Consider the following 24,874-nt stretch of genomic DNA (forward strand, 5'->3'; position numbering starts at 1 on the left):
ACTGCTCGCCGACGCCCGGCTGGCCGCGGCCGGCGCCCTGATCGGGACGTCCGGCCCGGCGCGGTCGTCGAACCCCGCGTCCGGTGACCCGTGGCTGATTCGCGACCCGGACGCCTTCGCCGCCCTGCGCGACCGCGTCCGCACCGGTACCGCAGATCGGATGCTGGCCATCGTCACGACCGCCGGTGAGGTCCTGCAGCGCTACCAACGGATCCAGCTGGCGCTTCCCTCGGCGCCCGCACCGGTGCGCGCCGACGTCACCGAACAGCTCGCCGGACTGATCTATCCGGGTTTCATCGCCGGCACGCCGGAGCCGCACTGGTCGCGGCTGCCGCGCTACCTGCATGCGGTCGAACTGCGGCTGACCGCGGCCCGCAACAATCCGGGACGCGACCGGGCCGGTGCCGAGGTGATCGAGCAGCTCGAGGATGAGTACGCCGCACTCTGCGCCCGTTATCCGGCGGGCCCGCTGCCCACGGACGTCGCCGAGGTGGGCTGGCTGCTCGAAGAACTCCGGGTCAGCCTGTTCGCGCAAACCCTCGGCACGGCAGCGCCGGTCTCCGCCAAACGCGTCCGGACGGCGATGAGCCAGGTGACGCTGTCCTGAGGGCGCGCTGATCACGCCCGCTGCACCGTCATCCCGGACTTGATCCGGGATCCGGGATCCCCTCCCGCCGGAGATCCCGGGTCGGAGCCCGGGATGACGTGATGATCAGCGCTTCCCTACGTGTATGACGGCGATCGTCTGCCGTCGGGGGCTACTCCGCAGGAGTCTGAAATCGACCCCAGAGAGGTCGCTGATCGGCCTCAAGGCGGTGTGGTCATGCCTTGGCTCACCGGTGCGGTTCAGCACTCTGGGGTCGATATCAGAGTGGACCCGCCAGTACCTGCTCGGCATCGCCGGCGTACGCCGTCGGCGTAGTCACTCGGTGGTTGGAGTCGCTCGCGCTAGGGTGGCCGGGTGATCGATCCCCGGTTGCTGTACACGTTCAACCCCGAGGTCTGGTCGAGCCTGGACGGTGTTCGTCCGGTGCTGATCCACCTGTTCGAGGGGTATGTGGACGCGGCCTCGATCAACCGCAACCTCGGTGCCCACATCCTGCAGAACTGCGAGCACGAGATCCTGGCCGAGTTCGACCACGATCAGCTGCACGACTACCGCAGTCGCCGTCCGCAGATGGTCTTCGACACCAACAGCTGGGTGTCGATGAAGGACTTCTCGCTGCTGCTCTACAAGGTCATCGACGCCGCCGGCACACCGTTCCTGCTGCTCGTCGGCCCCGAGCCGGACAGCCAGTGGCGGCGAATGACCCAGGCGGTGCTGGGCATCGCCGAACGGCTGCATTCGGCCATGCTGCTGACCGGCAGCGGCGTGCCGATGGCGGTGCCGCACACCCGGCCGACCCTGGTCACCTCGCACTCCACCGACTCGAAGCTGGCCACCGGCAACCCGCTGTGGATCGACCGGGTGCAGATTCCGGGCAGCTTCTCGGCGGTGCTCGAGTTCTGCGCCGGCCAGGTCGGGCTGACCGGCCTCGGCTTCGTCGCCCACGTGCCGCACTACCTGGCCCAGTCGACCTTCCCGCAGGCGACCGCGGCGGTGCTGCGACGGATGAACGAGGCCGCCGGCCTGCAGATCCCGCTGGGCGACCTGGACGAAGAGGCCGAACAGCAGCTGGCGACGATCGCGGCCGAGGTCGAGGAGGACGCCGAGTTCCCGGCCGTCCTGGCCGCGCTCGAAGAGCAGTACGACCAGCTGTCGGAATCGGGCCGGACGTCGGTGCCCACCGCCGATGAGATCGGTGCCGCGGTCGAGCAGTTCCTGGCCGAACAGGACGACTCGTCCAACGGGCAGAACTGACGTGCCACGCACCGCCGCCGAACTGGTGGGGTTGCTCGAACTCGAACAGCTCGACACCGACCTGTTCCGCGGGCCGCAGCCCGAGACGGTCCGGCAGCGTTCCTTCGGCGGACAGGTGCTCGCCCAGGCTCTGGGTGCCGCGTACCGCACCATGCCGCCCGAACGGGTGGCCCACTCGCTCAACGCCTACTTCCTGCGGCCCGGGTCACCGGCCAGCCCGATCCTGTACGTGGTCGAGCCGACCCGTGACGGACGTGCGTTCAGCCAACGCCGGGTGGTCGGCCGGCAGAACGGCCGTCCGATCTTCTCGATGGTGTGCTCGTTCCACGTCGACGAGGACGGGCTGGACCACGCCGATCCGCTCCCGGTCGGCGTCCCGCTGCCCCAGAATTGCCGTCCGGCCGCGGACGTGCTGGGCGAGCGGTCCGCCCAGACCGCCGAGTTCTGGGAGGCCGAGTGGGGTGCGCTGGACGTCCGCTACGCGACCGAGCCGGCGTCCGATCGACCCGGACCGGCCCAACTGCAGCTGTGGATCCGCACCGAGTCACGACTGCCGGACGACCCGCGACTGCACCAGATGGTGCTGGCCTACCTGTCCGACATCTCGCTGCTCAGCGTCAGCACGCTGACGCATCCGGTGGAGTTCATGTCGTCACGGATGCAGGCCGCCTCGATCGACCACGCAATGTGGTTCCACCGCCCGGCCCGTGCCGACGAGTGGCTGCTGTACGACCAGACCTCACCGTCGGCGTCCGGCGGCCTGGGCTTCTCCCAGGGTCGGCTGTTCACCGCGGACGGCGTCCTGGCCGCCTCCTGCGCCCAGCAGGGCCTGATCCGCGTCCTGGACGCCTGACCTGTCGCCGGGCGCCTCAGGGCGGCGGCAGCAACCCCACCTTCGGGGTCTCGCCCAGTTCGGCGGACTCGTCGTCGGTGAACAGCCGCGACCGGATCAGGAACCGGAACCCGGTGGGTCCCTCCAGCGAGAAGCCGGCACCGCGTCCGGGGACGAGGTCGATGGTGAGGTGGGTGTGCCGCCAGTAGGCGAACTGGTTGGCGCTCATCCACACCTCGACCAGGTCATCCGCTTCCGGCTCACCGGCCGAGCCGGGCTCCCGGACGTCGATCGTGCCCAGCAGCGTGTCGGCGTCCGAGGTGAGGAAGTCCCCCTGGGGGTAGCACATCGGCGACGAGCCGTCGCAGCAGCCGCCGGACTGGTGGAACATCACCGGGCCGTGCTCGCCGCGGAGGCGGCGGATCATCTCCGCCGCCTCCGCGGTCACGTCGACGCGTGAGACGGTCATCGGGTCATCCGGTGCATCAGAAGAACCCCATCGCCTTCGGCGAGTAGGACACCAGCAGGTTCTTGGTCTGCTGGTAGTGGTCGAGCATCATGGCGTGATTCTCGCGCCCGATGCCCGACCCCTTGTAACCACCGAACGCAGCGTGCGCCGGGTAGGCGTGGTAGCAGTTCGTCCACACCCGGCCGGCCTGGATGTCACGACCGGCACGGTAGGCGGTGTTGGCCTCGCGCGACCAGACGCCGGCACCCAGGCCGTAGAGGGTGTCGTTGGCGATCCGGATCGCGTCGTCGTAGTCGTCGAAACCGGTGGTGGCGACGACCGGGCCGAAGATCTCCTCCTGGAAGATCCGCATGCTGTTCTGGCCGGTGAAGATGGTCGGCGCCACGTAGTAGCCCTCGGACAGGTCACCGCCCAGGTCGACCCGCTCGCCGCCGGTGACGATGGTCGCACCCTCTTTGGTGCCGATGTCGATGTAGGACAGGATCTTCTCCAACTGATCGTTGCTGGCCTGTGCCCCCATCATCGTGGCGGTGTCCAACGGGTTGCCCTGAACGATCTTCTTCACCCGCTCGGTGGCCGCCTCGAGGAACGAGTCCTTGATCGAGTTCTGGATCAATGCCCGGCTCGGGCAGGTGCACACCTCGCCCTGGTTGAGGGCGAACATGGCGAAGCCCTCGAGCGCCTTGTCGTAGTAGTCGTCGTCGGCTCGGGCCACGTCCTCGAAGAAGATGTTGGGGCTCTTGCCGCCGAGTTCCAGGGTGACCGGGATCAGGTTCTGGCTGGCGTACTGCATGATCAGCCGGCCGGTGGTGGTCTCGCCGGTGAAGGCGATCTTCGCGATCCGGCTGGACGACGCCAGCGGTTTGCCCGCCTCGACGCCGAAGCCGTTGACCACGTTCACCACACCGGGCGGAATCAGGTCGGCGATCAGCTCCATCAGCACCATGATGGACGCCGGGGTCTGCTCGGCCGGCTTCAGCACCACCGCGTTGCCGGCGGCGAGCGCCGGAGCCAGCTTCCAGGTGGCCATCAGCAGCGGGAAGTTCCACGGAATGATCTGACCGACCACGCCCAGCGGCTCATGGAAGTGGTACGCGACCGTGTCGTTGTCGATCTGCGAGATCGTGCCCTCCTGCGCACGCAGCACGCCGGCGAAGTAGCGGAAGTGGTCGATCGCCAGCGGCAGGTCGGCGGCCAGGGTCTCCCGGACGGCCTTGCCGTTGTCCCAGGTCTCGGCGACGGCCAGCTTCTCGAGGTTGGCTTCCATCCGGTCGGCGATCTTCAGCAGGACCCCGGCCCGGTCGGCGGCGCTGGTCCTGCCCCAGGCGGGTGCGGCGGCGTGGGCGGCGTCCAGGGCGGCATCGATGTCCGCGGCGGTGCCCCGGGCGATCTCGGTGAACGGCCTGCCGGTGACCGGCGACGGGTTCTCGAAGTAGCCGCCCTTGGCCGGCGCCTTCCAGTCGCCGCCGATCCAATGGTCGTAGCGGCTGTTGAAGCTGGCCGGAGAGCCGTCGGTGTTCGGCGCTGCGTAAACGGTCATGGAGACTTCCTTGTCTGCGCACCGCGACCGGGCGGTCCGGCCGCGTGTCCGGAAGGCTAGCCGACCGGACCCAGAGGTGGGTCCGAGAGCAGGTGCCCAGAAGTCGTCCGGGCACAAGGAAGCGGCCCGCCCCGGGGGGATGGGGAACGGGCCGCTTCCGTTTCGGGAGGTCTCAGGCAGCCAGGTCGTGGGTGCTGCGCAGCTTGGCGATGGCGTGCCGTTCGATCTGGCGGACGCGCTCGGCGGTGATGCCCCAGACGGCGGCGATGTCGGCCAGCTTGGCCTGACGGCCGTCGACCAGGCCGTAACGGCGGCGAACCACGTCGGCCGAACGATCGTCCAGCGTGGAGAGCATGCCGTCCAGGCGGGCGCGTTCCTCGGCGTCCAGCACCATCTCGTCCGGGCCGGGGGACATCTCACGGGCCAGCAGGTCACCGAGCGCGGTGTCACCGTCCTCTTCGACCGGGGCGTCGAGGCTGACGTGATCACGGGCCAGCCGCAGCAGGTCGATCACCTGCTCCTCGGTGAGGCCGAGCTCGTCGGCGATCTCCACCAGTTCGGGCTCGCGGCCGAAGCGGCGCTCCAGGGTGCGGCGGACGGCGGACACCTGGTTCACCTGTTCGGCGACATGCACCGGCAGCCGGACGATGCGGCCCTGCTGGGCGATGCCACGCGAGATGGACTGGCGGACCCACCAGGTGGCGTAGGTGGAGAACTTGAAGCCCTTGCTGTAGTCGAACTTCTCCACGGCGCGGATCAGTCCGGTGTTGCCCTCCTGCACCAGGTCGAGCAGCGGCATCTGGGCCCGGCCGTACTTGCGGGCGACCGAGACGACGAGTCGCAGGTTCGCGGTGATGAAGCGCTGTAGCGCCTGCTCGCCCTCGGTGGCGATCTGTTCGAGTTCGTCGGCGCTGGCTCCGTGCGGGCGGGTGGCCTCGTCGTCCACGGTGCCGTTGAGCAGTTGTCGGGCGAACAGCCCCGCCTCGATCCGCTTGGCGAGGATGACTTCCTCTTCGGCGGTCAACAGTGCGGTCTTGGCGATTCCGTCCAGATACAGGCCAACGGCATCCTTGCCATCGATTCCGTCAGTGCTCCGGATGCGGTGCGCAGTCGAGATCATGTGTGTCCTTTCGCTCCGTCATCAGTACAACGCAGCGCCAGCGACGATGTTTCCGTTGACGGCCCCCAATGAACCCTGAGCGCAGCCCCGAGGGGCAAACCAAGACCGTAGTCGTACCTGGACGCCGACCGCGGAGGCTATCGACCTCGGATCCGGTCGCGCCGGTGTCGTCTTCCAGGATGCCACGCCGCCGCGAACAGGTCTTGAGACGCAGCTACTCGGCTCGCTCCGGCGCCACCTGGTCGATGATCCAGGCCAGCTCGAAGGCCAGGTCGCGCCAGGCCTGATAACGACCCGACACGCCGCCGTGACCAGCCACCAGTTCGGTGCGCAACAGGATCGGACGGGCCTCGTCCGCGATCACCGTGCGGCGCAACTGGGCCACCCATTTGGCGGGCTCGGTGACCTCGACCCGGGTGTCGTTGAGGCTGGTGGTGGCGAGCACGGACGGGTAGCGCGCCGCCCGCACGTTCTCGTACGGCGTGTAGCCCTTCATGCATCGGTACACCTCGGGATCGTGCAGCGGGTCGCCCCACTCCTCCCACTCGGTGACGGTCAGCGGCAGTTCCGGATTGAGGATGGTGGTCAGCGCGTCGACGAACGGCACGTCGGCATGGACGGCGCGGAAGGCGTCCGGGGCCAGGTTGACCGCGGCGCCCATGGTCAGGCCGCCGGCCGAGCCACCCTGCGCGACCAGCCGGTCGGGGCTGGTCCAGCCGGATTCGGCCAGCTGCCGGGCGGCCGCAACGAAGTCGCTGAACGTGTTCGGTTTGGCCAGCAGCCGGCCCTGTTCGTACCAGGCCCGGCCCAGTTCGCCGCCGCCGCGGACGTGCGCGATCGCCCACACGAAGCCCCGGTCGAGCAGGCTCAGCCGGGGGATCGAGAACCACGGACTCAGCGAATGCTCGTAGGCGCCGTAGCCGTAGAGCAGGGCAGGGGCGCTGCCGTCGGGCACGACGTCTGCGCGATGGACGATCGACAGCGGCACCCGGGTGCCGTCCGGCGCGATCGCCCACTCGCGGCGCTGCACATAGCGGCTGGGGTCGTAGGCGCCGTGCACCGGATGGTCGAGCACCTCGCTCTGCTTCAGGGTGCGGCGGGCTCCGGTGTCCAGCCGGTACTCGTCCAGCCGGCGCGGGCTGACCAGCGATTCGTGCACCAGCCGGATCCGGTCGGTGGCCGGATCGTCGGCCGACAACGCGCCGGCACTGTACAGCGGTTCGTCGAAGGTGATCGGCGCGGGTTCGCCCCAGCCGCCGTCCTGGGTGCGCGCGATGACTTCGATCAGCGGCAGCCCGTCGCGGCGCGAGCTGAGCACCAGGTAGTCGGCGTAGGCCTGTACCCCGAGCATCCGGACGCCCGGACGCTGCGGCACCAGCGGCTGCCAGGCGTCGACATCGGACGCCGTGAACGGGGCCCGGGCCAGCTGGAACTCGGAGGCGGCCCCGTTGTGCACGATGTAGAGGGCATCGGTGCCGACCTCGACGCTGTACTCCAGGCCGTCGCGGCGTGGCGCCACCACCCGGGCACCCGCGGTCGGATCGGCCACGTCCAGCAGCCGGTACTCGCCGGACTGCTTGCTCTCGGCCGCCAGCAGCACCCGGGTGCGGTCGCGTGATTCGTCCACGCCCACCCAGAACCGCTCGTCCGGCTCATGCCAGAGCAGGACGTCGTCGGCGCTGCCGTCCAGGGTGTGCAGCCACACCCGGTCGGGACGCCAGGCCGGGTCGACGGTCAGGTAGACCAGCCGGTCGTCGCCGCACCAACACCCCCCGCCGGCGACATCGACGTCCGGTGCGGCGAGCTCGGTGCGGGTGGCCAGTTCGATCACCCGCAGCCGGTACCGCTCGTCACCGGTCAGGTCCTCGCTCCAGGCCAGCCGCGTCCCGTCCGGCGACACGTCGCACAGGCCCAGCGCGAAGAAGCTCTGGCCGTGGGCGAGTTCGTTCTCGTCGAGCACCACCTGCTCGGCCTCCGGCGCCTCGGTGACGTCGGGAATCTGTTCCGGGTCGTCGGCGGCCAGCCGGCAGTGGATGGGGTAGTCGAGTCCCTCGACCGAGCGGCTGTAGTACCACCAGGTGGAGCCGTCGCTGTGCCGGACGAAGTCGGGCACCGTCAGGTCGGTCTGCTTGGTGCGGGCCAGGATGTCGCCGTACAACTCTTCGCGCAGCGCCTCCAGATGGGCCGTCTGAGCCACCGTGTAGGCGTTCTCGGCGGCCAGGTGGGCCAGGAACTCTTCGGAATGCTTATCGCTCATCCAGGCGAAGTCGTCGACGAAGTCGTCACCGTGATGGCTGCGGACGACGGGACGCGCCGGCGGGCGCGGAGGCTGCGGCATGGTGACAACCCTAGTGCCGCCCGCTTCGACGGATTCTCGATGGACGGCGGCCGTGCGATAGCACACGTCGCGACGCCCTGGGTTTGGAATGTGACGGCCGGCGTGCCAGAATGGCTCAGGCGCTGGCCATTGACAACCCCCGGTTGTCGTGTGCCCAAAACCAAGAATCCGAGAGGCTACTTGTGTCACCACGCTCCACTGCCGCAGCCCGATCTGAAACCGTACCCGTTGAGGCGGCGGCTCCTCGCCGACGACGCGCTTCGACAGCATCGGCGACGTCCGGTCGCGCACGCAAACCCAAGGCTGTCGCCGCAACCGACGCAGTCGTGCCGACCGTCGAAGACGTGCTGGCCGCGCCGACGACGGTCGACGTGAAGTTCGCCCGCGAGGGCGACGACGTCGTGCTGACCGTCGGCGGCAAGCGGCGTTCGCTCGACGACGTCGACGACTCCAGTTTCGAGGAGGCCAAAGAGGCCGTCGTCGAGAAGGAACTCACCGAGGACGAGGGCTTCATCGTCTCTGACGCCGATGACGCCGACGAGCCCGAGCAGCAGGTGCTGGTCGCCGGTGCCACCGCCGACCCGGTCAAGGACTACCTGAAGCAGATCGGCAAGGTCGCCCTGCTGAACGCCGAGCAGGAGGTCACGCTGGCCAAGCGGATCGAGGCCGGCCTGTTCGCCGAGGAGTCGATGACCTCGGGGCGCGATATCCCGGCCACCGATCTCGACGACTATGAGTGGATCGTGCTCGACGGGCGGCGCGCCAAGAACCACCTGCTGGAGGCCAACCTGCGTCTGGTCGTCTCGCTGGCCAAGCGCTACACCGGTCGCGGCATGCTCTTCCTCGACCTGATCCAGGAAGGCAACCTGGGCCTGATCCGTGCGGTCGAGAAGTTCGATTACACCAAGGGCTACAAGTTCTCCACCTACGCCACCTGGTGGATCAAGCAGGCGATCACCCGCGCCATGGCCGACCAGGCCCGCACCATCCGCATCCCGGTGCACATGGTCGAGGTGATCAACAAGCTCGCTCGCGTGCAGCGCCAGATGCTGCAGGACCTCGGCCGCGAACCAACCCCGGAAGAGCTGGCCAAGGAACTCGACATGACCCCCGAGAAGGTCGTCGAGGTGCAGAAGTACGGCCGCGAGCCGATCTCGCTGCACACCCCGCTGGGCGAGGACGGCGACTCCGAGTTCGGCGACCTGATCGAGGACTCCGAGGCGGTCGTCCCGGCTGAGGCGGTCAACTTCACCCTGCTGCAGGAGCAGCTGCACGACGTGCTCGACACCCTGAGTGAGCGTGAGGCGGGCGTGGTCTCGATGCGCTTCGGACTCACCGACGGCCAGCCCAAGACGCTGGACGAGATCGGCAAGGTCTACGGCGTCACCCGCGAGCGGATCCGGCAGATCGAGTCCAAGACGATGAGCAAGCTGCGGCACCCGTCGCGCTCGCAGGTCCTGCGCGACTACCTGGACTGAGTCAGCAAGCCCAAGCGCCCGGCACCCCTTCCACAAGGGTGCCGGGCGCTTCGCATTGATCGGAGCTTGTCGAACCCCTGGAGGGAGCAGACGGCTCGACCGGCGATTGGTGCGTTGATCAGCGCCTTCTCTAGCCTGTGGGCATGGCGTTCGCGACAACGATTCGACCGGCGACGCCGGACGATCTGGAGGCGCTGGCGCAGGTTCGGGCGACGGCCTGGCGCGAGGCCTACACCGGGCTGCTGCCGGAGGCCGTCATCGCCGCCCAGTGGGAGCGGATCCCGCGGGCGATCGAGCTGTGGCAGCGGGCGCTGGACGCCGGCGAGACGGTCTGGCTGGGCCTGCTGGACGGCGAGATCGTCGGCTACGCCCACGCGAGCGTGGACAGCTCGCCCCAGGCGCCGGTGCCGCTGGAACTGGTCGGGCTGTACCTGCTCCGCCGAGCGCAAGGGCTCGGTCTGGGCAAGGCGCTGGTGCGCACGGCGGTGGGTGATGCGGCCTGCCACCTGTGGGTGGTGGAGAGCAACGAGCGGGCGATCGGCTTCTACCGCTCCGTCGGTTTCGAACTGGACGGGGCACGGCAGGAGGTGGCGCCGGTCTTCGAGGGCGTCCTGCAGGCACGCATGGTGCGCCACTGAGCTGGTGTCCCGCGGGATCGGACCTGGAGGCCAGCTCGACCGACGAGAGATCAGTCGAGGGCGGCGCGGAAGGCGTCCAGCAGCCGATTGCCGAACAGCACGAAGCGGACCAGCTCCACTCCGGACGCCTGATGGCCGCGGACGGCCCCGACAGCGATCCGCGCGACGTCGGTGGCGTCCCAGCCGTACGCGCCGGCACTGATCGCCGGGAACGCGATGCTCGTCGCACCCAGGCCGGCGGCGACGTCGAGGCTGCGGGTGAAGCAGGACGCCAGTTGCGCAGGATCGGTCTGGCCGCGGTGGGCATTGGGCCCCACGGTGTGGATCACCCAGCGACAGGGCAGGTCGAAGGCGTCGGTGGCGACCGCCTCGCCGACCGGCAGCCCCTCGCGCCACTCGGTGCGGCGCAGCCGACGGCAGGCTTCCAGCAGGCGCGGCCCGGCGGCGGCATGGATGGCGCCGTCCACGCCACCGCCGCCGAGCAGGCTCGAATTCGCGGCGTTGACGATGGCGTCCACCTTCTCGGCGGTGATGTCGCCCAGCGCGGCTTCGATGGTGGTCATCGCTCCACGATGCCAGTGCTGCCGCCGTTTGCCCAGCGGGGGAGTGCTGCCCGTTGCCGTCCGACGACCGTGAGCGGCTACTGCGGGGCAGTAGTCTGGCGGCCATGCCGGATCTCACCCATGAGCGCTTCAACGAGGCCGTGGTGGCGCACGTTCCCATCGCGATGGAAGCCCAGGAGGCGCTCGCCTCAGTCGTCGACCTCAATGGCGCCTACCAGGCCGATATCGAGCAGGGGGTGGTCACCATCGCCGGCCGTCCGCTGCGGGTGGTGCTGCTCGGCACGGTGTCCAAAGCCACCGGCACCTGGCTGTGGTCGTGGGCGAACCAGGGCTTCGCGCCGATGCTGCCGGCGATCGCACCCGTCCGTAGGGCCGCCGAGGTGGCCGGTCCATGGGGGCTGTGGGAACTCGGTGAGCCTCAGTTCAGCCTGACCGGAGTGCTCGACACCGGGCTGGGCGCCGGGGCCAGCGTGGCGCTGGTCGCGGCACCCCTGGTCGGGGCGACCGCGTTCTACTCCGCCGACTACGGCGCCGGCATCGCCTACTTCGGGATCGTCGATCCGGCGGTTCCGCGTCCGGCGGCTCAGGCGGTCACCTTCCCGCGGCGGATCATGGCCGCCGTCGACCTGCAGCCGGGCAACCCGCGCGCCCAGGTGCTCACCTACGCCGCGGTGCACAACCTGCGGGTCACCGGCGACGACCGCCAACTGAGGGTGCACCTCGGGCCGGACGTGCTGACCGTGACGTTCGACGAGCAGGGCCGGATCACCAACATCAGCGGCACTGTGAGCCCGGGCGCGAGTCTCTGAACGACGAACGCCCCGGACGGCTGTCCGGGGCGTTCGCGAGATTTGTGTGTGTCAGATCAACTTGTTCGTCTCGTCCTGAATGGTCAGTGCCACCTGCTTCAGCCGATCGGCGTGGGCTTTGCCATGGTGGGCACAGAAGAGGAGCTCGCCGGTGTGCAGGGTAACCCTCAGGTAGGCCTGCGCCCCGCAACGATCGCAACGGTCCGCTGCGGTCAGCTCCTCAACAGCTGTCGTGCTCATCCGCGTTCCCTTCTGTTCCGGGTTGAGTCTACCAATATCAACTCTTGATCCGGCCGGTTTGTTCCGTGGCGCGAGACTACCCCCGGAGATCAACCCCGGCTAGGGCAGGCACGCCGCGCGGAGGTTACGCGATCGTGTCGGTGCCGGGCGCTAGCCTCATCGCGTGACCATCAAAGGCAAACCCGCAGCCGAGGGGCGTGACTACGAGGCCCGTCATCTGCTCGTTCTCGAGGGGCTCGAGGCGGTTCGCAAGCGGCCGGCCATGTACATCGGTTCGACCGATACCCGGGGCCTGATGCACTGCCTGTGGGAGATCATCGACAACTCCGTCGACGAGGCGCTGGCCGGGTTCGGTGATTCCATCCGGGTCGAGCTGGCCCATGACGGCAGCATCGCGGTGGCCGACGTGGCCCGCGGCATTCCGGTCGACATCGAGCCGCGGACCGGGCTGTCCGGCGTCGAGGTGGTCTTCACCAAGCTGCACGCGGGCGGCAAGTTCGGGGCCGGCTCGTACAACGCCACGGGTGGCCTGCACGGCGTGGGTGCTTCGGTGGTCAACGCGCTGGCGGCCCGGCTCGACGTCGAGGTCGACCGCAAGGGCGCCACCTGGGGCATGTCGTTCCGGCGCGGCGTCCCCGGCACGTTCGACGGTCCCGGGCCGGACGCCGCCTTCACCCCGGGCGGTCAGCTCGCCAAGGTCGGACGGGCGGCCCGCGGCCGCACCGGCACCCGCGTCCGGTACTGGCCCGATCGGCAGATCTTCCTGCCCGACGCGCAGCTGTCGCTGAGCCATCTGGTGGCGCGGGCCCGGCAGACCAGCTTCCTGGTGCCCGGGCTGGAACTGGTGGTCACCGATTCCAGAGGCGATGAGCCGACCACCGAGGTGTTCAAGCACGACGGCGGCATCTCGGAGTTCTGTGAGTTCCTGGCCACCGACGCGCCGGTCACCGAGGTGCTGCGGCTGCAGGGCAGCGACTCGTTCACCGAAACCGTTCCGATGCTCGATGACGACGGCGCGATGACGCCCACCGACGTCGACCGGACGCTCGAGGTCGACATCGCGCTGCGCTGGGGCGCCGGCTACGACAGCCACGTCCAGTCGTTCGTGAACATCATCGCCACCCCCAAGGGCGGCACCCACGTGACCGGCTTCGAGCGCGGCCTGGTGCGCGCCTTCGGCAAGGCGCTGGAGGGCACCCGACTGCTCAAGTCCGGCGAAGAGGTCGTCAAGGACGACATTCTCGAAGGGCTCACCGCGGTGGTGACGGTGCGGCTGGCCGAGCCGCAATTCGAGGGCCAGACCAAGGAGGTCCTCGGCACGCCGCCGGTGGCCCGGCTGGCCGCCCGGATCGTCGAGTCCGAGCTCACCGAATTCCTCACCTCCAACCGGGCGGCGCAACGTCCGCAGGCCCGTGCCGTGATGGAGAAGGTGGTCTCGGCGTCCCGCACCCGGGTTGCGGCCCGGGCCCACAAAGAGAACCAGCGCCGCAAGAACGCGCTCGAGTCGAGCACGCTGCCGTCCAAGCTGGCCGACTGCCGCAGCACCGACGGCGAGCGCTCCGAACTGTTCATCGTCGAGGGCGACTCGGCGATGGGCACGGCCAAGCTGGCCCGGAACTCGGAGTTCCAGGCGCTGCTGCCGATCCGCGGCAAGATCCTCAACGTGCAGCGGGCCAGCGTCGGCGACATGCTGAAGAACGCTGAGTGCGCCTCGATCATCCAGGTGGTCGGCGCCGGCTCGGGTCGCTCCTTCGAGCTCGAGCAGGCCCGCTACGGCAAAGTGATCTTCATGGCCGACGCCGACTCCGACGGCGCCCACATTCGCACCCTGCTCACCACGCTGTTCTTCAAGTACATGCGGCCGATGATCGAGGCCGGCCGGGTGTACACCGCGGTGCCGCCGCTGCACCGGTTCGAACTGACCAATCCCCGCAAGGGGCAGGACCGGTACATCTACACCTACAACGAAGCCGAGTACCAGCGGAAACTCGCCGAGCTCGCCAAGCGCGGGGTGAACTTCAAGGAGCCGCAGCGCTACAAGGGCCTCGGTGAGATGGACGCCGATCAGCTCAAGGAGACCACGATGGACCCGCGGCACCGCACGCTGCGCCGGATCACCGTCGAGGAGGGCGAGTCGCTGGAGCAGGCCATGGCGACGTTCGAGAAGCTGATGGGCAACGATGTGGCGCCCCGCAAGGAATTCATCATCGCCGGCGCCTACGCGTTGGACGCCGAACGCATCGACGCCTGAACGCGTCCGTCCGGACGGACGCGGAGACTCGAAAGCCCGGCCCTTCGGCCATGGGGGCGGCGAGCGCCATCATGGGGCCGAAGGGCCGGGCTTTTCGAACGGTGGCCGGTGAGCCTAGGCGTCGACCGGCTTCATCACGCCGGTCACGCCGGAGTGCCCATCGCGCATGAAGGGATCTCCCTCCACGTCCTCGTCATCCTTCTTGAGGGCGAAGAATGCCCACACGCCCGCGCATGCGACCACGGCGGAGATGATGTAGAACGTCGGCTGGTAACCCAGCGCGTCGCGGATGTAACCGAACGGGGTCGAGAAGAGCGCACTACCCAGCTGCGCGGCGATCTCGAAACCCACCATGTACAGCGTCGCGGAGAGCGCCGAGGGGAAGTGCAGCGTCAGGTAGCGGAAGATGCCGAGCACGAACAGCGGCACCTCGATGGCGTGCAGCATCTTGATGCAGGACACGACGATCGGATCGGTGAAGACGGCGGAGCCGAGGATCCGGAAGGCCATCACGGTGACGCCCATCAGCAGGATGTTCCGCACGCCGACCTTGCGCATCAGGATCGGCACCAGCATCATGCAGAAGCCCTCGGCGAACACCTGGACGGAGTTCAGGATGCCGTAGGTGTGCAGGCCGATGTCCTCGTTCGGGAACAGCGCGCGGTAGAAGTTCGGGAACATCTGGTTGTCGTAGAGGTTGTAGAACGTCCAGCTGAAGATGACGAAGCCGATGATGACCCAGAGGTGCTTGAACTTGAGCACCGAGACGATCTCGCGCAGCGTCGGTGCGTGCGGGTGCTCGGTGTGACCCGGTGCGAGCGGCACGTTGTCGGTCTTCCAGAAGATCTGCACCAGCAGGCAGACGATGCCCAGTGCCGAGCCGAGGTAGAAGTTGATGTGCGGGTTGACGGTGAAGATGAACCCTGTGAACAGCGCGGCAACCGCGTAGCCGAGCGATCCCCAGCCGCGGGCCTGGCCGTAGTCGAAGCCGTAGGTGCGGCTCAGCCGCTCGGAGAAGGCTTCCAGCAGGCCGACCGCGGCGGTGTAGCCGAAGGGCAGGTAGATGGCGCCCACCACGACACCCAGCGCGAACGAGTTCGTCAGTAGCGGCTCGTAGACGAAGATCGCGAACGGTGCCAGGCACGCCATGACCGACGACGCCAGGATGACCAGGTGTCGGCGCAGCACGAGGCGGTCCTGCGTCATGCCGTAGAACAGCAGCACCGCGATGGTGGTGAGCGAGTTCACCGAGTAGATCGTGCCGATCTGGCCGCCGTTGAGCCCGAGGCTCTTGTCGAGCCAGCTCGAGAAGAACGACCACCAGATGCCCCACGAGGCGAAGAAGACGAACAGGGTCGTCGAGCTCTGCAGGTATGCGCCGTTCTTGAACAGTTTGGAGTTGATGGCCATCCGGCCTCCTTTGATCATGCTGAATGCTTTCAGCGGTAAGATAGCTGCGCCCACTCTGCGATGCAAGACGTGATGAATGGTTTTAGCTTGCGCATGACCCCGATTGGGCTCGGTTGTCGCGGTCTCCGCGGTCAACTGTGCTAAAACCGTTCAACAACGCGAGCCTTGAAACGGTGTGGTCTTGGCGCGCGGCACCGAAACCCGCCCGAACCGAGAAAGAGATCGACGATGCCCTTCGACCCGTCCTTCCGCCCGCTCGCCCACTTCACGCCCCGCCGGAACTGGATGAACGACCCCAACGGCATGCTCTTCCACGAGGGTGAGTACCACCTGTTCTTCCAGCACAACACGACCGGACTGGTGGCGGGCAACCCGAGTTGGGGGCACGCGGTCAGCACCAATCTCGTCGATTGGGTCGAGTTGCCGGTCGCGATCCCGAGCACCGCGAACGAGTGGGTGCTCTCGGGCAGCGCCGTCGTCGACGAACGCAACGTCTCCGGGTTCGGTACGACCACTGGGACGCCCATGGTGGCCCTCTACACCAGCCACGACCCGGTCTCGAAGGTGCAGAGCCAGTCGGTGGCGTTCAGCCGTGACCGTGGACGAACCTGGCAGAAGTACGCGGGCAATCCGGTACTCGACATCGGGTCGACGGAGTTCCGCGATCCGAAGATCCTTCGTGACGGCGACGAGTTCGTCATGGTCCTGGTGATGGCTGAGGATCGTGCCGTGCGGCTGTACCGGTCGGCGGACCTTCTCGACTGGCGGCTCTCCTCGGAGATGGGTGGTTTCGGCTTCACCGCGGGCGTGTGGGAATGCCCCGACATCGTCCGGGTACCCATCGAGGGCACCGACGAGACTGCCTGGGTGCTGCTGCTCAGCGTGCAGGCGGGTGGGCCGGTCGGTGGCTCCGGCATGCAGTACGCCGTCGTCGCCTACGACGGGAAGAGCTTTCGGCCGCTCGACGACGCACGCTGGCTCGACCTCGGCTCCGACTTCTACGCCGCGATCTCCTACACGGGCACCGATGAGCCCGAACCCGTCATCCAGGGGTGGATGAACAACTGGGCCTATGCCGCCGATGTCCCTGCGGACGGCTTCCGCGGCTCGATGACGCTGCCGCGCAGACTCTCGCTGCGCGAGCGTCCGTCCGGGCTACGGCTCGTCCAGCAGGTGGTCGTGGCCGATGCGCCGCCCGTCCATGAAGCCGAGCACCTGCGGATCGACGGGCGTTGGCGGGTGCCGGTCGACGTCCTGGCCGCCCGTGTGTCGCTGGAGCTTGAGTTCGGGTCGGCCACCCGGGCCGGTATGGACGTCAGGGTCGGCGACGACGGCGAGCGCACCCGCATCGTGGTGGATCGGGACGCCCGCACGATCTCACTGGACCGGACATCTTCCGGTGAGTCCGGCTTCCACGAAGGTTTCGCCGCGGTGCACACGGCCCCGCTGCCCGTGGCCGACCCGCAGGACGAGGCGGCGATGGGCGCCGAGGTGGTGCGCCTCGACGTCTTCATCGACGTCTCCTCGGTGGAACTGCTCGCCGCCGACGGTGAGGTTGCCCTCACCGACCTGGTGTTTCCGTCGCCCGAAAGTCGCGGCATCGAAGTCTTCGCAGAAGGTGGCGAGGCCGTCGTGCGCTCCCTGGTCGTCGCGCCGCTGTGAGCCGGACGCGGGTGCGGAGCTCAGCTGCGGGTCGACGCAGCGACTCGCAGCGGACGCACCGACTCACGGATGACCAGCGGCATGGGCAGCATCGTGTGTGAGGGCTCGTAGTCGCCGATCAGCATCTCGACGCCGCGTTGTGCCATCTCTTCATAGGGCAGCCGGGCGGTCGTCAGACCCGGACGCTGGTAGGCGGCGACCTCTTCGTCGTCGAAGGAGACAACCGAGATGTCATCGGGGATACGCAGGCCCAGCTTCGCCACCGCCTGATAGACGCCGAACGCGACGTTGTCGTTGAGCGCGATGATCGCGGTGAGTTCAGGGTGCTCGGTGAGCATGCGCAACCCGTACTCATAGCCCACATGAGGCTGCCAATCGTCGACCACCGCACGCACCGCGACGATGCCGGCCGCGTCGAGTGCGCCGTCGAGGCCCTTGAACCGCTCACCGATGGTGACCGATGCCCGTGGGTCACCCATCACCCTCGGGATGTCGCCGATCAGCCCGATGCGTCGATGTCCCGCCTCGATGAGCAGGTTGGCGATGGCGTGCCCCGCTGTGCGCTCGTCGGGCAGCACGCTGGGATGCTCGCGGGAACTCGTGCCGTTGATCACGACGAGGGGAACGTAGCGCACCTCGGGCAGATCGATCATGCGCGCACCCAGGAGGCCGACGAGGATGCCGTCGACCCGCCGGTCGAGCATGAGTTCGACGGCGTCGGCGAGTTCGTGGCGGTCCGTCTCGGTCATCAGAACCGTGTAGCCGCGCTGCTTGGCGGCGCCGAGGACACCGCGGATCATGCCGGACGCGTAGCGGGTGAGGGTGACGTGGTCGGAGATGAAGCCGATCGTGTGCGTCGTGTCCTGCCGCAGGCTCACGGCGGCGGGGTTGGGGCGGTAGTCGAGTTTGGCAGCGGCGGCGCGCACCCGTTCGGCCGCCTCGGCGGACAGCCGGGTGCCCGGCTTGTCGTTGAGGATCATGCTCACGGCGGCCTTGGACATGCCGGATTCCCTCGCGACGTCGGCCAGTGTCGGCCGTCGAGTGGGTCCCCGGGTCATTGCCTCGCCTCCTTCGCCGAGCGTCGCACCCGGCTTTCGGCCCAGTCTATGGAGAAGCCGAGACGCTCATCTCGAAAGCGCCAGGTTCGTCGCGGGACGACCCCCCAACCCCGGAGGACGGGTTGGGGCTGGATCGATGACAGGTTCAGTGCAGCGGATGCCGCTGAGCGAACTCGTACTGCTGGTCGAAGATGTCCTTCAGCCCGTGGTACGTGGCCGCCTGGATCTCGCCCAGCTCCCGGTACACCTCGTGGGTGGCGGCGTCCGGCTCGGTCGTGCTGCCGTGCCGGGACATCGCTTTGGCGGCGATCTCCAGCGAGTCGTGCGTGCCGGTGGCCGCCATGGCCATCACCGCGGCACCCATCGCAGACACCTCCTCGGTCGGGCTCTCGGTGAGCGGCAGCCCGATCGCGTCCGTCATGATCTGCCGCCACAGGGGGGAACGCTGCCCACCGCCGACCGCGGTCACCGTTCGCAACGGGACGCCGGTGGTGTCGGCGAGCCCGGCCAGGTTGCGGGCCATCTCGATGCTGATGCCTTCCAGGGTCGACCGGTACAGCTCGGCACGTCCGTAGGCGCCTGCCAGTCCGACGATCGCGCCGTGTGCGACCGGATTCCAGAACGGGCTCTGCACGGCGTTGAAGTAGGGCAGCGTGACCAGGCCGCCGCAGCCGGGCCGCACGGCGGCGGCCTGCTCGTCCAGCGCCGGGTCCGGACGGCCCCCGAGGGCCGGGTCGCCGAGCTTCTCCCGGAACCAGCCGGCGAGATAGGCGCCCGAGTTCTGGACGATCTCCAGCACGTACTGGCCCGGAATGCCGGCGGCATCGGTGCGGAACACCGCGGCATGCTCATAGCGCGGCGAGTGGACGCCGGCCACCAGGGCCGTGCCCATGTTCAGGTAGGCCTCGTCGAGCCCGATCGCGCCCACGCCCAGCGCAGCGGCCTGGCCGTCGCCGCAGGAGGCCACCACCTGCACCTCCTGGTCGAGCCCCCAAGCGGTGGTGATCTCGCGGTTGATCAGGCCGATCACGCTGGCCGCCGGGACCAGCTCGCAGAGCTGCTCGGCGCGCAGCCCGGCGTGGGTCAGCATCTCTTCCGACCAGTCGAGCCGGGCCATGTCGAACAGGCCCAGGCTGTCCGCGGTCGCCGCCGAATCGACCCAGCGTCCGGTCATCGCGTGCACCAGATAGGCGTGCACGCCGACCACCTTGTGGGCGTGCCGCAACACCTCGGGCTCGTTGTCCTTCAGCCAGGCGATCTTGTACACCGATGGGGTGACGTCGGGCTGGAAGCCGGTCAGCTGATGGATGTGCTCGGTGCCGAAGCGGCGCACCTGGTCGGCGGCGCGTCCGTCCAGCCAGAGAATGCCGGGACGCAGCGGCTCGCCCTCGGCGTCCACCAGGGTGAAGGTCTGGCGCTGGATGGTGGCGCACAGATGGGTGATCCGGGCCCGGTCGGCCGCCGACAGCGCGGCCACCGCCTGCGCGACGGCGTCGTTGGTGCTGCGCCACCAGTCCCGCGGGTCCTGTTCGTAGAAGTCGACGCGTGGTGTTTGCATGGCGAACTCGGCCTTGCCCTGGGCGAGGACCGAGCCGGTCGCGTCAACGACGAGGGCCTTCGTGCTGGTGGTCGAGCTGTCGATACCGATGACGAGCGGGCTGGACATGTGCACCTCCTTGTGCGGATCCGATCGTTCGAGAGTAACGGTCGCGTCCGGCTGCCGCCGGAGTTCCGGACGGCTGTCCCGGGGGACGAGAGCCGCCCTGCGCCGGACGGGCTGTTGCCGGAAGCATGTCCAACGCAGCGGTGTGCCCTCGGGACTCACCGCCGACGGGCGATAACCTGCGGCAATGACCACTAACCCGCCGAAGCCCACGATCCTGCTGCGCGCCGAGGAGCGCCCCAGCGAGCGGCGCACCCCGCTCACGCCGGAAGGCGCGGCCGAGGTCGAGGCGGCCGGCATCCGAGTGCTGGTGGAGTCGTCGACGACGCGGGTCTACCCCGACGAGGAATATCGCGCGCAGGGTCTGGAGGTCGTGCCGGCGCGTTCCTGGCTCGATGCCGACCCCGACGTCGTCATCCTCGGCATCAAGGAGCTGCCGGATGGGCCGGCTCAGCTGCGCCATCGGCACATCTACTTCGGGCACGCCTACAAGGGCCAGCAGGGCGCACCGGAACTGCTGCGCAGGTTCGTGGCCGGCGGGGGAGAGCTGCTCGATCTTGAGTATCTGGTCAACGAATCCGGCCAGCGGGTGGTCGCCTTCGGCTACTGGGCCGGCTTCGTCGGCGGTGCGCTCGGCGCGCTGCAACTCGCGGGTGACCTGACCGCGCCCTTGGTGCCGATGTCGCTCGACGAGCTGGCGGGGAAGCTGGAGGACGCCGGTACGCGGTTGACCGGTGCCACCGCGGTGGTCACCGGTGCGTTCGGACGGGCGGGGCGGGGTGCCACCGACGCCCTGGTTCTGGCCGGTGTCGGGGTTTCCCGCTGGGACCGGGACGACACCCGGGACCTCGACTCCGACGCCCTGGTCGCGCACGATCTGCTGGTGCACTGCGTGCATGCCAACGTGCCGCAGCCGCCGTTCCTCACCGAGGCCGATCGGACGCGTCCGGGCCGCCGCCTGCGGGTGCTGGCCGACGTGACCGCCGATGTTCCTTCTGATCTCAACCTGCTGCCGGTCAGCAACCGGCTCACCAGTTGGAGCGAGCCTGTGCGGCGCATCTGGGACGATCCGGTGCCGTTGGACGCCATCGTCATCGACAACCTGCCGTCGTTGCTGCCGCAGCAGGCCAGCCAGGACTTCTCGTCCGGCCTGGTGCCCATCCTGCCGGGACTGTTCACCGGTGATCCGGTCTGGGGGCGGGCGGCCGCCACTTTCCACGAGGCGATCACCGGTCTGGGGCTGACCGCGGGGGTGTGACGCCGCGCGGACGTCAGCCGAACGGACGTGAAACGACGAAGCCGGCGAAACCCTGAGGGTTTCGCCGGCCAGTTGATCGTCCGGAGCGCCGCTCGCGCGGCAACCGCAGTCACCGGTTGATCGGGATCAGCCGACGGCACGAAGCCGATGACGCGCCTCGATCCGTTCGCGTGATTCGGACACCGAATCGAAGCGATGCGAACGTCCGGCGTCGATCCGGTGCTGCTCGGACGGCATCGACGGCTGCTCGCGCTGAGCCCAGCGGATCAAGGCGAGGCCACCGTGCAGGGCGAGGCGATCGAAGACAGACAGTCGGCGCAGTTCGGTTGACGTTGTGTATTCGTGTATGGGCTTTTCTAGCGTATTCATGATGGCGCATTTCTGAAATTGGCAGGCTAATTAGCGTGTCCACAAATGGCGTGGACGCGGGTAGGCCACGGCGGGCTTTTCTGCAATGAAGTGGTGCTTCGCGGCGATTCCGATTTGTCTACCGGTGCCGGCGATGACAGAGGCTTGCCGACTCGGTGCGTGCCGACGGCGATCGCTCGTGTGCGATCAATCGTGGCAGGAAGAACTCGACAGTCCTCGGCAAGGGGCGCTCGGCAGACCCCTCAGTAGGAGGGGATCGGCAGTCGTCGCACCGTCAACCGGCAAGTAGCGACGTACCGCCCACGCAGCCGAGGGCCGGCACGACAGTGCCGTCGATCTTCGATGTGAATCGGATCATCATCTCTCTCGGCCTCCCTTCTGTGGTCGCGGTCGTATGTCTTCGTTGACAATAGACGCCTATCTCGGCAATTGCAACCGACTGGCGAATAATGTCACCTTTGGCGGTGTCGACGGGCGTATTCGGGCGAAACTGTCCTGATTCCGGCGCATTGTGATCGACGGGCGAGGAGCGGTCAGCCGGCGAGGGCGAGCGCGAACGGCAGGACCGAATCAGCACCGGCGCGACGCAGCAAACGCGCAGCCACCGTCATCGTCCAGCGCGAGTCGATCAGGTCGTCCACCAGCAGCACCGGGCCGCGCACCTCGCGCAGTTCCTCGGCCAGCTGGTCCGGCACCGCGAACCGTTCCCACAGGTCGCGCACTCGGTAAGCGCTGTTGGAGGCGCCTCGTCCGGCGCCGGCGTCCGGGTTGAGGGCGAGCGGACCGAGCAGCTTGAGGCGTCCGGCGGAGGCGATGCCGGTGGCCAGCGATTCCACCAGGCGCGGACGGCCCGCGCTCGGCACCCACACCACGGCGGCCGGTCGCTCGGCCCAGTCCCACGCCTTCAGCACGCGCAGGCAGGCCCGGCCCAACTCGGCGGGCACCTCGGCATCGATCGGACGCCCGTCGGCGTCGGACGCGAACAGCTCGCGCAGCGGACCGCCCCAGCCCAGATCGGTGAGCCGGGCCACCACCCGGCCGGGTTCGGCCTGTTCGGCGGCGGCGATCTTTCCGGTGACGTTCTTGCCGTCGGCACGGATGCCGAGGCGATCCAGGCCGGTCGGCCACAAGGCCCGCGGAGGCACGGCGACCCCGACCCGATCGAGCGCTTCGGAGGCCGTGCTGGTGGCCGCGACGGTGACATCGGTGGGGTACCAGCTGCCGGCGCAGACGTCACAGCGACCACAGGGCGCCGCGTGCGGATCGTCGAGTTGGCGGGTCAGAAAGGCCATCCGGCAGCTGTCGAGCGCCTGGTAGGCGAGCATCGCGTCCTGCTCGGCGACCCGGGCGGCGGCGATCCGCTCGTAGCGTTCGGCGTCGTAGTGCCAGGGGCGTCCGGTGCCGACCCAGCCGCCGGAGACATACTCGACCGCGCCGTCGACGGCCAGCACCTTGAGCAACAGCTCCAACGGCCCTCGGCGCAGATCGACCCGAGCCTCCAGCGCCGGCACCGACAGTGGACGGTCAGCCTCGGTCAGGGCGCCCAGCACGGAGTCGGCCCGGGCCTGGGTGGGCATCGCATTGGTGGCGAACCAGTGCCAGATGTCGCGGTCTTCGATGCCGGGCAGCAACAGCACGTCGGCGCGTTCGGTGGCGCGGCCGGCGCGTCCGACCTGTTGGTAGTAGGCGACCGGCGAACTCGGTGCGCCGACATGCACCACGAACCCCAGATCGGGCTTGTCGAAGCCCATGCCGAGCGCCGAGGTGGCGACCAGCGCCTTCACCTGGTTCGCCTGCAGCGCCTCTTCGGCGGCCTGGCGTTCGGCAGCGTCGGTGCGGCCGGTGTAGGGCAGGACGTGGTGCCCGGCCTTGGTTAGGAAGGCGGCGGCGTCTTCGGCGGCCGACACGGTGAGGCAGTAGATGATGCCGCTTCCGGGCAGCGTGTCGAGGTGTTCGGCCAGCCAGGCCAGCCGACGGTGCGCGGTGCCCAGTTCGAGCACCCCGAGCCGCAGTGAGTCGCGGGCCAGCGCCCCGCGCAGGGTGAACACGTCGCGTCCTCCGGTGCCGAGCTGTTCGGCGACGTCGTCGACCACCCGCTGGTTCGCGGTCGCGGTGGTGGCGAGCACCGGGACGCCGTCGCCGAGTTCGCCGATCAGGTCACGGATGCGCCGGTAGTCGGGGCGGAAGTCGTGGCCCCAGTCGCTGATGCAGTGTGCCTCATCGATCACCAGCAGGCCGAGCGAAGCCACCAGGCGGGGTAGCTGTTCGGCCCGGAACCGCGGGTTGACCAGGCGTTCCGGTGAGACGAACAACACGTCGACGGCATCGTCGTCGAGCAACTGCTCGATGTCGCGCCACTCGGCGACGTTGGCCGAGTTGATCGCGGCGGCGCGGACGCCGGCCCGCTCGGCGGCGCGCACCTGATCACGCATCAACGCCAGCAGCGGCGACACGATCAGCGCCGGGCCGGCACCCTCGCGGCGACGCAACAGCGCGGCGATGAAGTACACCGCCGACTTTCCCCAGCCGGTCCGCTGCACCACCAGGGCGCGGCGCCGCTCGGCGACCAGCGCCTCGATCGCCTCGTACTGGCCGGGATGGAAGGCAGCGTCGGGGCGTCCGGTGAGATCGGCGAGGATCGCGGTCGCACGCTCACGCAGCTCGCTCGTCGGAGGGGCCGTCTCGGTCGCGGAAGGGCTCATGTCTGCCACCGTCTCACGGCCCACTGACAGTTCTTGAATGCCGGCGGGCGTGGGTCAGCAGACCCGGCTGAGCAGGCCGGTGTCGACGTCGTAGAGGAAGCCGCCGATCTGTGCCGTGCCCTCGATCAGCGGATGTTCCTTGAGCAGCTTCACGTCGGCGCGCAGCTTGGCCTGCTGATCGGTGGTGGCGCCCACGGTGAGGCCGGAGGCGTCCCGCCCGCTGGCCTCGGTGACGCGGCGTCGCATCTCGACGTCGTCGCAGGCCGCCATCGCACAGCGGGTGTGTGCGATGACCAGAATGCGGTCGACCCGCAGCAGGTTGACGCCGAGGATGCAGCCGTTGAGAGCATCTTCGGTGACATGGCCACCCGGGGTGCGCAGGATCTTGGCTTCGCCGAGCATCAGCCCGAGCATCTCGAGCGGCTGCAGCCGCGAATCCATGCAGGTCACGACCGCGACACCGGCGTGCGCATAGCCGTCGAAGTTGCGGGGAGCGGAGGTCGCGTAGCGACGATTGGCCTTCAGCAGATCATCGAACTCATCGGTCACGCCGATCACCCTATCGGCCAGCTACGGCGGGCCTCAGAGGGGTCTCGGCAAGCTCGACCAACGG

General features: G+C 68.6%; 21 protein-coding genes. 10 read left to right on the forward strand and 11 right to left on the reverse strand.

Going from position 1 to position 24,874, the window contains the following annotated elements; all coding sequences use genetic code 11:
- The 3 genes from QM624_RS06385 to QM624_RS06395 all read left to right on the forward strand — a co-directional run.
- Positions 1–607, forward strand: a 607-nt coding sequence (locus QM624_RS06385; protein WP_415089927.1) for a DUF3418 domain-containing protein, incomplete at its 5' end; no start/stop codon positions are given.
- Positions 608–961: 354 nt separating this feature from the next.
- The gene (locus tag QM624_RS06390) at positions 962–1,861 is read left to right on the forward strand and encodes a PAC2 family protein (protein WP_415089929.1); all 900 of its coding nucleotides are present in this window, start codon (positions 962–964) and stop codon (positions 1,859–1,861) included.
- Between the two features lies 1 nt (position 1,862).
- Positions 1,863–2,714 carry an acyl-CoA thioesterase gene (locus QM624_RS06395; protein ID WP_415089932.1) on the forward strand — a complete coding sequence of 284 codons (852 nt, stop codon included), beginning with the start codon at positions 1,863–1,865 and terminating at the stop codon, positions 2,712–2,714.
- A gap of 16 nt (positions 2,715–2,730) precedes the next feature.
- Here the strand turns inward: QM624_RS06395 and QM624_RS06400 are convergent, their stop codons facing one another.
- The 4 genes from QM624_RS06400 to QM624_RS06415 form a co-directional block, all read right to left on the reverse strand.
- A complete protein-coding gene (locus tag QM624_RS06400) occupies positions 2,731–3,162 on the reverse strand; it encodes a DUF779 domain-containing protein (protein ID WP_415089934.1) in 432 nt (143 codons plus the stop codon).
- Positions 3,163–3,178: 16 nt separating this feature from the next.
- Positions 3,179–4,702, reverse strand: coding sequence for an aldehyde dehydrogenase (adh, locus tag QM624_RS06405; protein ID WP_415089936.1), 1,524 nt, complete (start codon positions 4,700–4,702; stop codon positions 3,179–3,181).
- Positions 4,703–4,874: 172 nt separating this feature from the next.
- Entirely contained in the window at positions 4,875–5,819 is a 945-nt protein-coding gene (locus QM624_RS06410) for an RNA polymerase sigma factor RpoD/SigA (RefSeq protein WP_415089999.1), read from the reverse strand.
- A gap of 217 nt (positions 5,820–6,036) precedes the next feature.
- Positions 6,037–8,160 carry a S9 family peptidase gene (locus QM624_RS06415; protein WP_415089938.1) on the reverse strand — a complete coding sequence of 708 codons (2,124 nt, stop codon included), beginning with the start codon at positions 8,158–8,160 and terminating at the stop codon, positions 6,037–6,039.
- Between the two features lie 110 nt (positions 8,161–8,270).
- Here QM624_RS06415 and QM624_RS06420 point away from each other — a divergent pair, with 110 nt between their 5' ends.
- Both QM624_RS06420 and QM624_RS06425 read left to right on the forward strand, forming a co-directional pair.
- Positions 8,271–9,638: an RNA polymerase sigma factor gene (locus QM624_RS06420; RefSeq protein WP_415089940.1), complete on the forward strand. Its 1,368-nt coding sequence runs from the start codon at positions 8,271–8,273 to the stop codon at positions 9,636–9,638.
- A gap of 143 nt (positions 9,639–9,781) precedes the next feature.
- On the forward strand, positions 9,782–10,276 hold the full coding sequence (locus QM624_RS06425; protein ID WP_415089942.1) for a GNAT family N-acetyltransferase: 495 nt from the start codon (positions 9,782–9,784) through the stop codon (positions 10,274–10,276).
- Between the two features lie 50 nt (positions 10,277–10,326).
- Here the strand turns inward: QM624_RS06425 and QM624_RS06430 are convergent, their stop codons facing one another.
- Positions 10,327–10,839, reverse strand: a complete 513-nt coding sequence (locus tag QM624_RS06430) for an O-acetyl-ADP-ribose deacetylase (protein WP_415089944.1) — start codon at positions 10,837–10,839, stop codon at positions 10,327–10,329.
- Positions 10,840–10,943: 104 nt separating this feature from the next.
- Here QM624_RS06430 and QM624_RS06435 point away from each other — a divergent pair, with 104 nt between their 5' ends.
- On the forward strand, positions 10,944–11,648 hold the full coding sequence (locus tag QM624_RS06435; RefSeq protein WP_415089946.1) for a DUF6882 domain-containing protein: 705 nt from the start codon (positions 10,944–10,946) through the stop codon (positions 11,646–11,648).
- 51 nt (positions 11,649–11,699) lie between these two features.
- Here QM624_RS06435 and QM624_RS06440 read toward each other — a convergent pair whose 3' ends face one another.
- A complete protein-coding gene (locus tag QM624_RS06440; protein ID WP_298133710.1) occupies positions 11,700–11,888 on the reverse strand; it encodes a hypothetical protein in 189 nt (62 codons plus the stop codon).
- A 163-nt stretch (positions 11,889–12,051) separates the two neighbouring features.
- Between QM624_RS06440 and QM624_RS06445 the strand changes: the two genes are divergently transcribed.
- A complete protein-coding gene (locus tag QM624_RS06445; protein ID WP_415089948.1) occupies positions 12,052–14,139 on the forward strand; it encodes a DNA gyrase/topoisomerase IV subunit B in 2,088 nt (695 codons plus the stop codon).
- Between the two features lie 114 nt (positions 14,140–14,253).
- Here the strand turns inward: QM624_RS06445 and QM624_RS06450 are convergent, their stop codons facing one another.
- Entirely contained in the window at positions 14,254–15,549 is a 1,296-nt protein-coding gene (locus QM624_RS06450) for an oligosaccharide MFS transporter (RefSeq protein ID WP_415089950.1), read from the reverse strand.
- Positions 15,550–15,777: 228 nt separating this feature from the next.
- Here QM624_RS06450 and QM624_RS06455 point away from each other — a divergent pair, with 228 nt between their 5' ends.
- On the forward strand, positions 15,778–17,211 hold the full coding sequence (locus QM624_RS06455) for a glycoside hydrolase family 32 protein (protein WP_415089953.1): 1,434 nt from the start codon (positions 15,778–15,780) through the stop codon (positions 17,209–17,211).
- Between the two features lie 20 nt (positions 17,212–17,231).
- Here QM624_RS06455 and QM624_RS06460 read toward each other — a convergent pair whose 3' ends face one another.
- Together QM624_RS06460 and QM624_RS06465 are read right to left on the reverse strand one after the other, a co-directional pair.
- Positions 17,232–18,269: a LacI family DNA-binding transcriptional regulator gene (locus QM624_RS06460; protein WP_415089955.1), complete on the reverse strand. Its 1,038-nt coding sequence runs from the start codon at positions 18,267–18,269 to the stop codon at positions 17,232–17,234.
- A 145-nt stretch (positions 18,270–18,414) separates the two neighbouring features.
- The gene (locus tag QM624_RS06465; RefSeq protein ID WP_415089957.1) at positions 18,415–19,935 is read right to left on the reverse strand and encodes a xylulokinase; all 1,521 of its coding nucleotides are present in this window, start codon (positions 19,933–19,935) and stop codon (positions 18,415–18,417) included.
- Between the two features lie 184 nt (positions 19,936–20,119).
- Between QM624_RS06465 and QM624_RS06470 the strand changes: the two genes are divergently transcribed.
- Complete coding sequence (locus tag QM624_RS06470) at positions 20,120–21,190, forward strand: hypothetical protein (protein WP_415089959.1); 1,071 nt, start codon at positions 20,120–20,122, stop codon at positions 21,188–21,190.
- Positions 21,191–21,385: 195 nt separating this feature from the next.
- Positions 21,386–21,520, forward strand: a complete 135-nt coding sequence (locus QM624_RS06475) for a hypothetical protein (RefSeq protein ID WP_415089961.1) — start codon at positions 21,386–21,388, stop codon at positions 21,518–21,520.
- Between the two features lie 572 nt (positions 21,521–22,092).
- On the opposite strand, the gene QM624_RS06480 is transcribed toward QM624_RS06475, so the two are convergent.
- Both QM624_RS06480 and QM624_RS06485 read right to left on the reverse strand, forming a co-directional pair.
- Positions 22,093–24,261, reverse strand: a complete 2,169-nt coding sequence (locus QM624_RS06480; protein WP_415089963.1) for a RecQ family ATP-dependent DNA helicase — start codon at positions 24,259–24,261, stop codon at positions 22,093–22,095.
- A gap of 54 nt (positions 24,262–24,315) precedes the next feature.
- On the reverse strand, positions 24,316–24,810 hold the full coding sequence (locus QM624_RS06485; protein ID WP_415089965.1) for a beta-class carbonic anhydrase: 495 nt from the start codon (positions 24,808–24,810) through the stop codon (positions 24,316–24,318).
- Positions 24,811–24,874 lie beyond the last annotated feature (64 nt).

The organism is Micropruina sp., assembly GCF_047606365.1.
In the GTDB taxonomy this organism is placed as follows: Bacteria; Actinomycetota; Actinomycetes; order Propionibacteriales; family Propionibacteriaceae; genus Micropruina.

What these genes read in the sequence shown, in the direction of transcription:
- QM624_RS06450 (WP_415089950.1), bottom strand. Translation starts at nt 15,549, where the DNA reads ATGGCCATCAACTCCAAACTGTTCAAGAACGGCGCATACCTGCAGAGC.
- QM624_RS06470 (WP_415089959.1), top strand. Translation starts at nt 20,120, where the DNA reads ATGACCACTAACCCGCCGAAGCCCACGATCCTGCTGCGCGCCGAGGAG.
- QM624_RS06465 (WP_415089957.1), bottom strand. Translation starts at nt 19,935, where the DNA reads ATGTCCAGCCCGCTCGTCATCGGTATCGACAGCTCGACCACCAGCACG.
- QM624_RS06475 (WP_415089961.1), top strand. Translation starts at nt 21,386, where the DNA reads ATGCGAACGTCCGGCGTCGATCCGGTGCTGCTCGGACGGCATCGACGG.
- QM624_RS06400 (WP_415089934.1), bottom strand. Translation starts at nt 3,162, where the DNA reads ATGACCGTCTCACGCGTCGACGTGACCGCGGAGGCGGCGGAGATGATC.
- QM624_RS06435 (WP_415089946.1), top strand. Translation starts at nt 10,944, where the DNA reads ATGCCGGATCTCACCCATGAGCGCTTCAACGAGGCCGTGGTGGCGCAC.
- adh (WP_415089936.1), bottom strand. Translation starts at nt 4,702, where the DNA reads ATGACCGTTTACGCAGCGCCGAACACCGACGGCTCTCCGGCCAGCTTC.
- QM624_RS06415 (WP_415089938.1), bottom strand. Translation starts at nt 8,160, where the DNA reads ATGCCGCAGCCTCCGCGCCCGCCGGCGCGTCCCGTCGTCCGCAGCCAT.
- QM624_RS06430 (WP_415089944.1), bottom strand. Translation starts at nt 10,839, where the DNA reads ATGACCACCATCGAAGCCGCGCTGGGCGACATCACCGCCGAGAAGGTG.
- QM624_RS06425 (WP_415089942.1), top strand. Translation starts at nt 9,782, where the DNA reads ATGGCGTTCGCGACAACGATTCGACCGGCGACGCCGGACGATCTGGAG.
- QM624_RS06420 (WP_415089940.1), top strand. Translation starts at nt 8,271, where the DNA reads ATGGCTCAGGCGCTGGCCATTGACAACCCCCGGTTGTCGTGTGCCCAA.
- QM624_RS06440 (WP_298133710.1), bottom strand. Translation starts at nt 11,888, where the DNA reads ATGAGCACGACAGCTGTTGAGGAGCTGACCGCAGCGGACCGTTGCGAT.
- QM624_RS06455 (WP_415089953.1), top strand. Translation starts at nt 15,778, where the DNA reads ATGCCCTTCGACCCGTCCTTCCGCCCGCTCGCCCACTTCACGCCCCGC.
- QM624_RS06480 (WP_415089963.1), bottom strand. Translation starts at nt 24,261, where the DNA reads ATGAGCCCTTCCGCGACCGAGACGGCCCCTCCGACGAGCGAGCTGCGT.
- QM624_RS06460 (WP_415089955.1), bottom strand. Translation starts at nt 18,269, where the DNA reads ATGACCCGGGGACCCACTCGACGGCCGACACTGGCCGACGTCGCGAGG.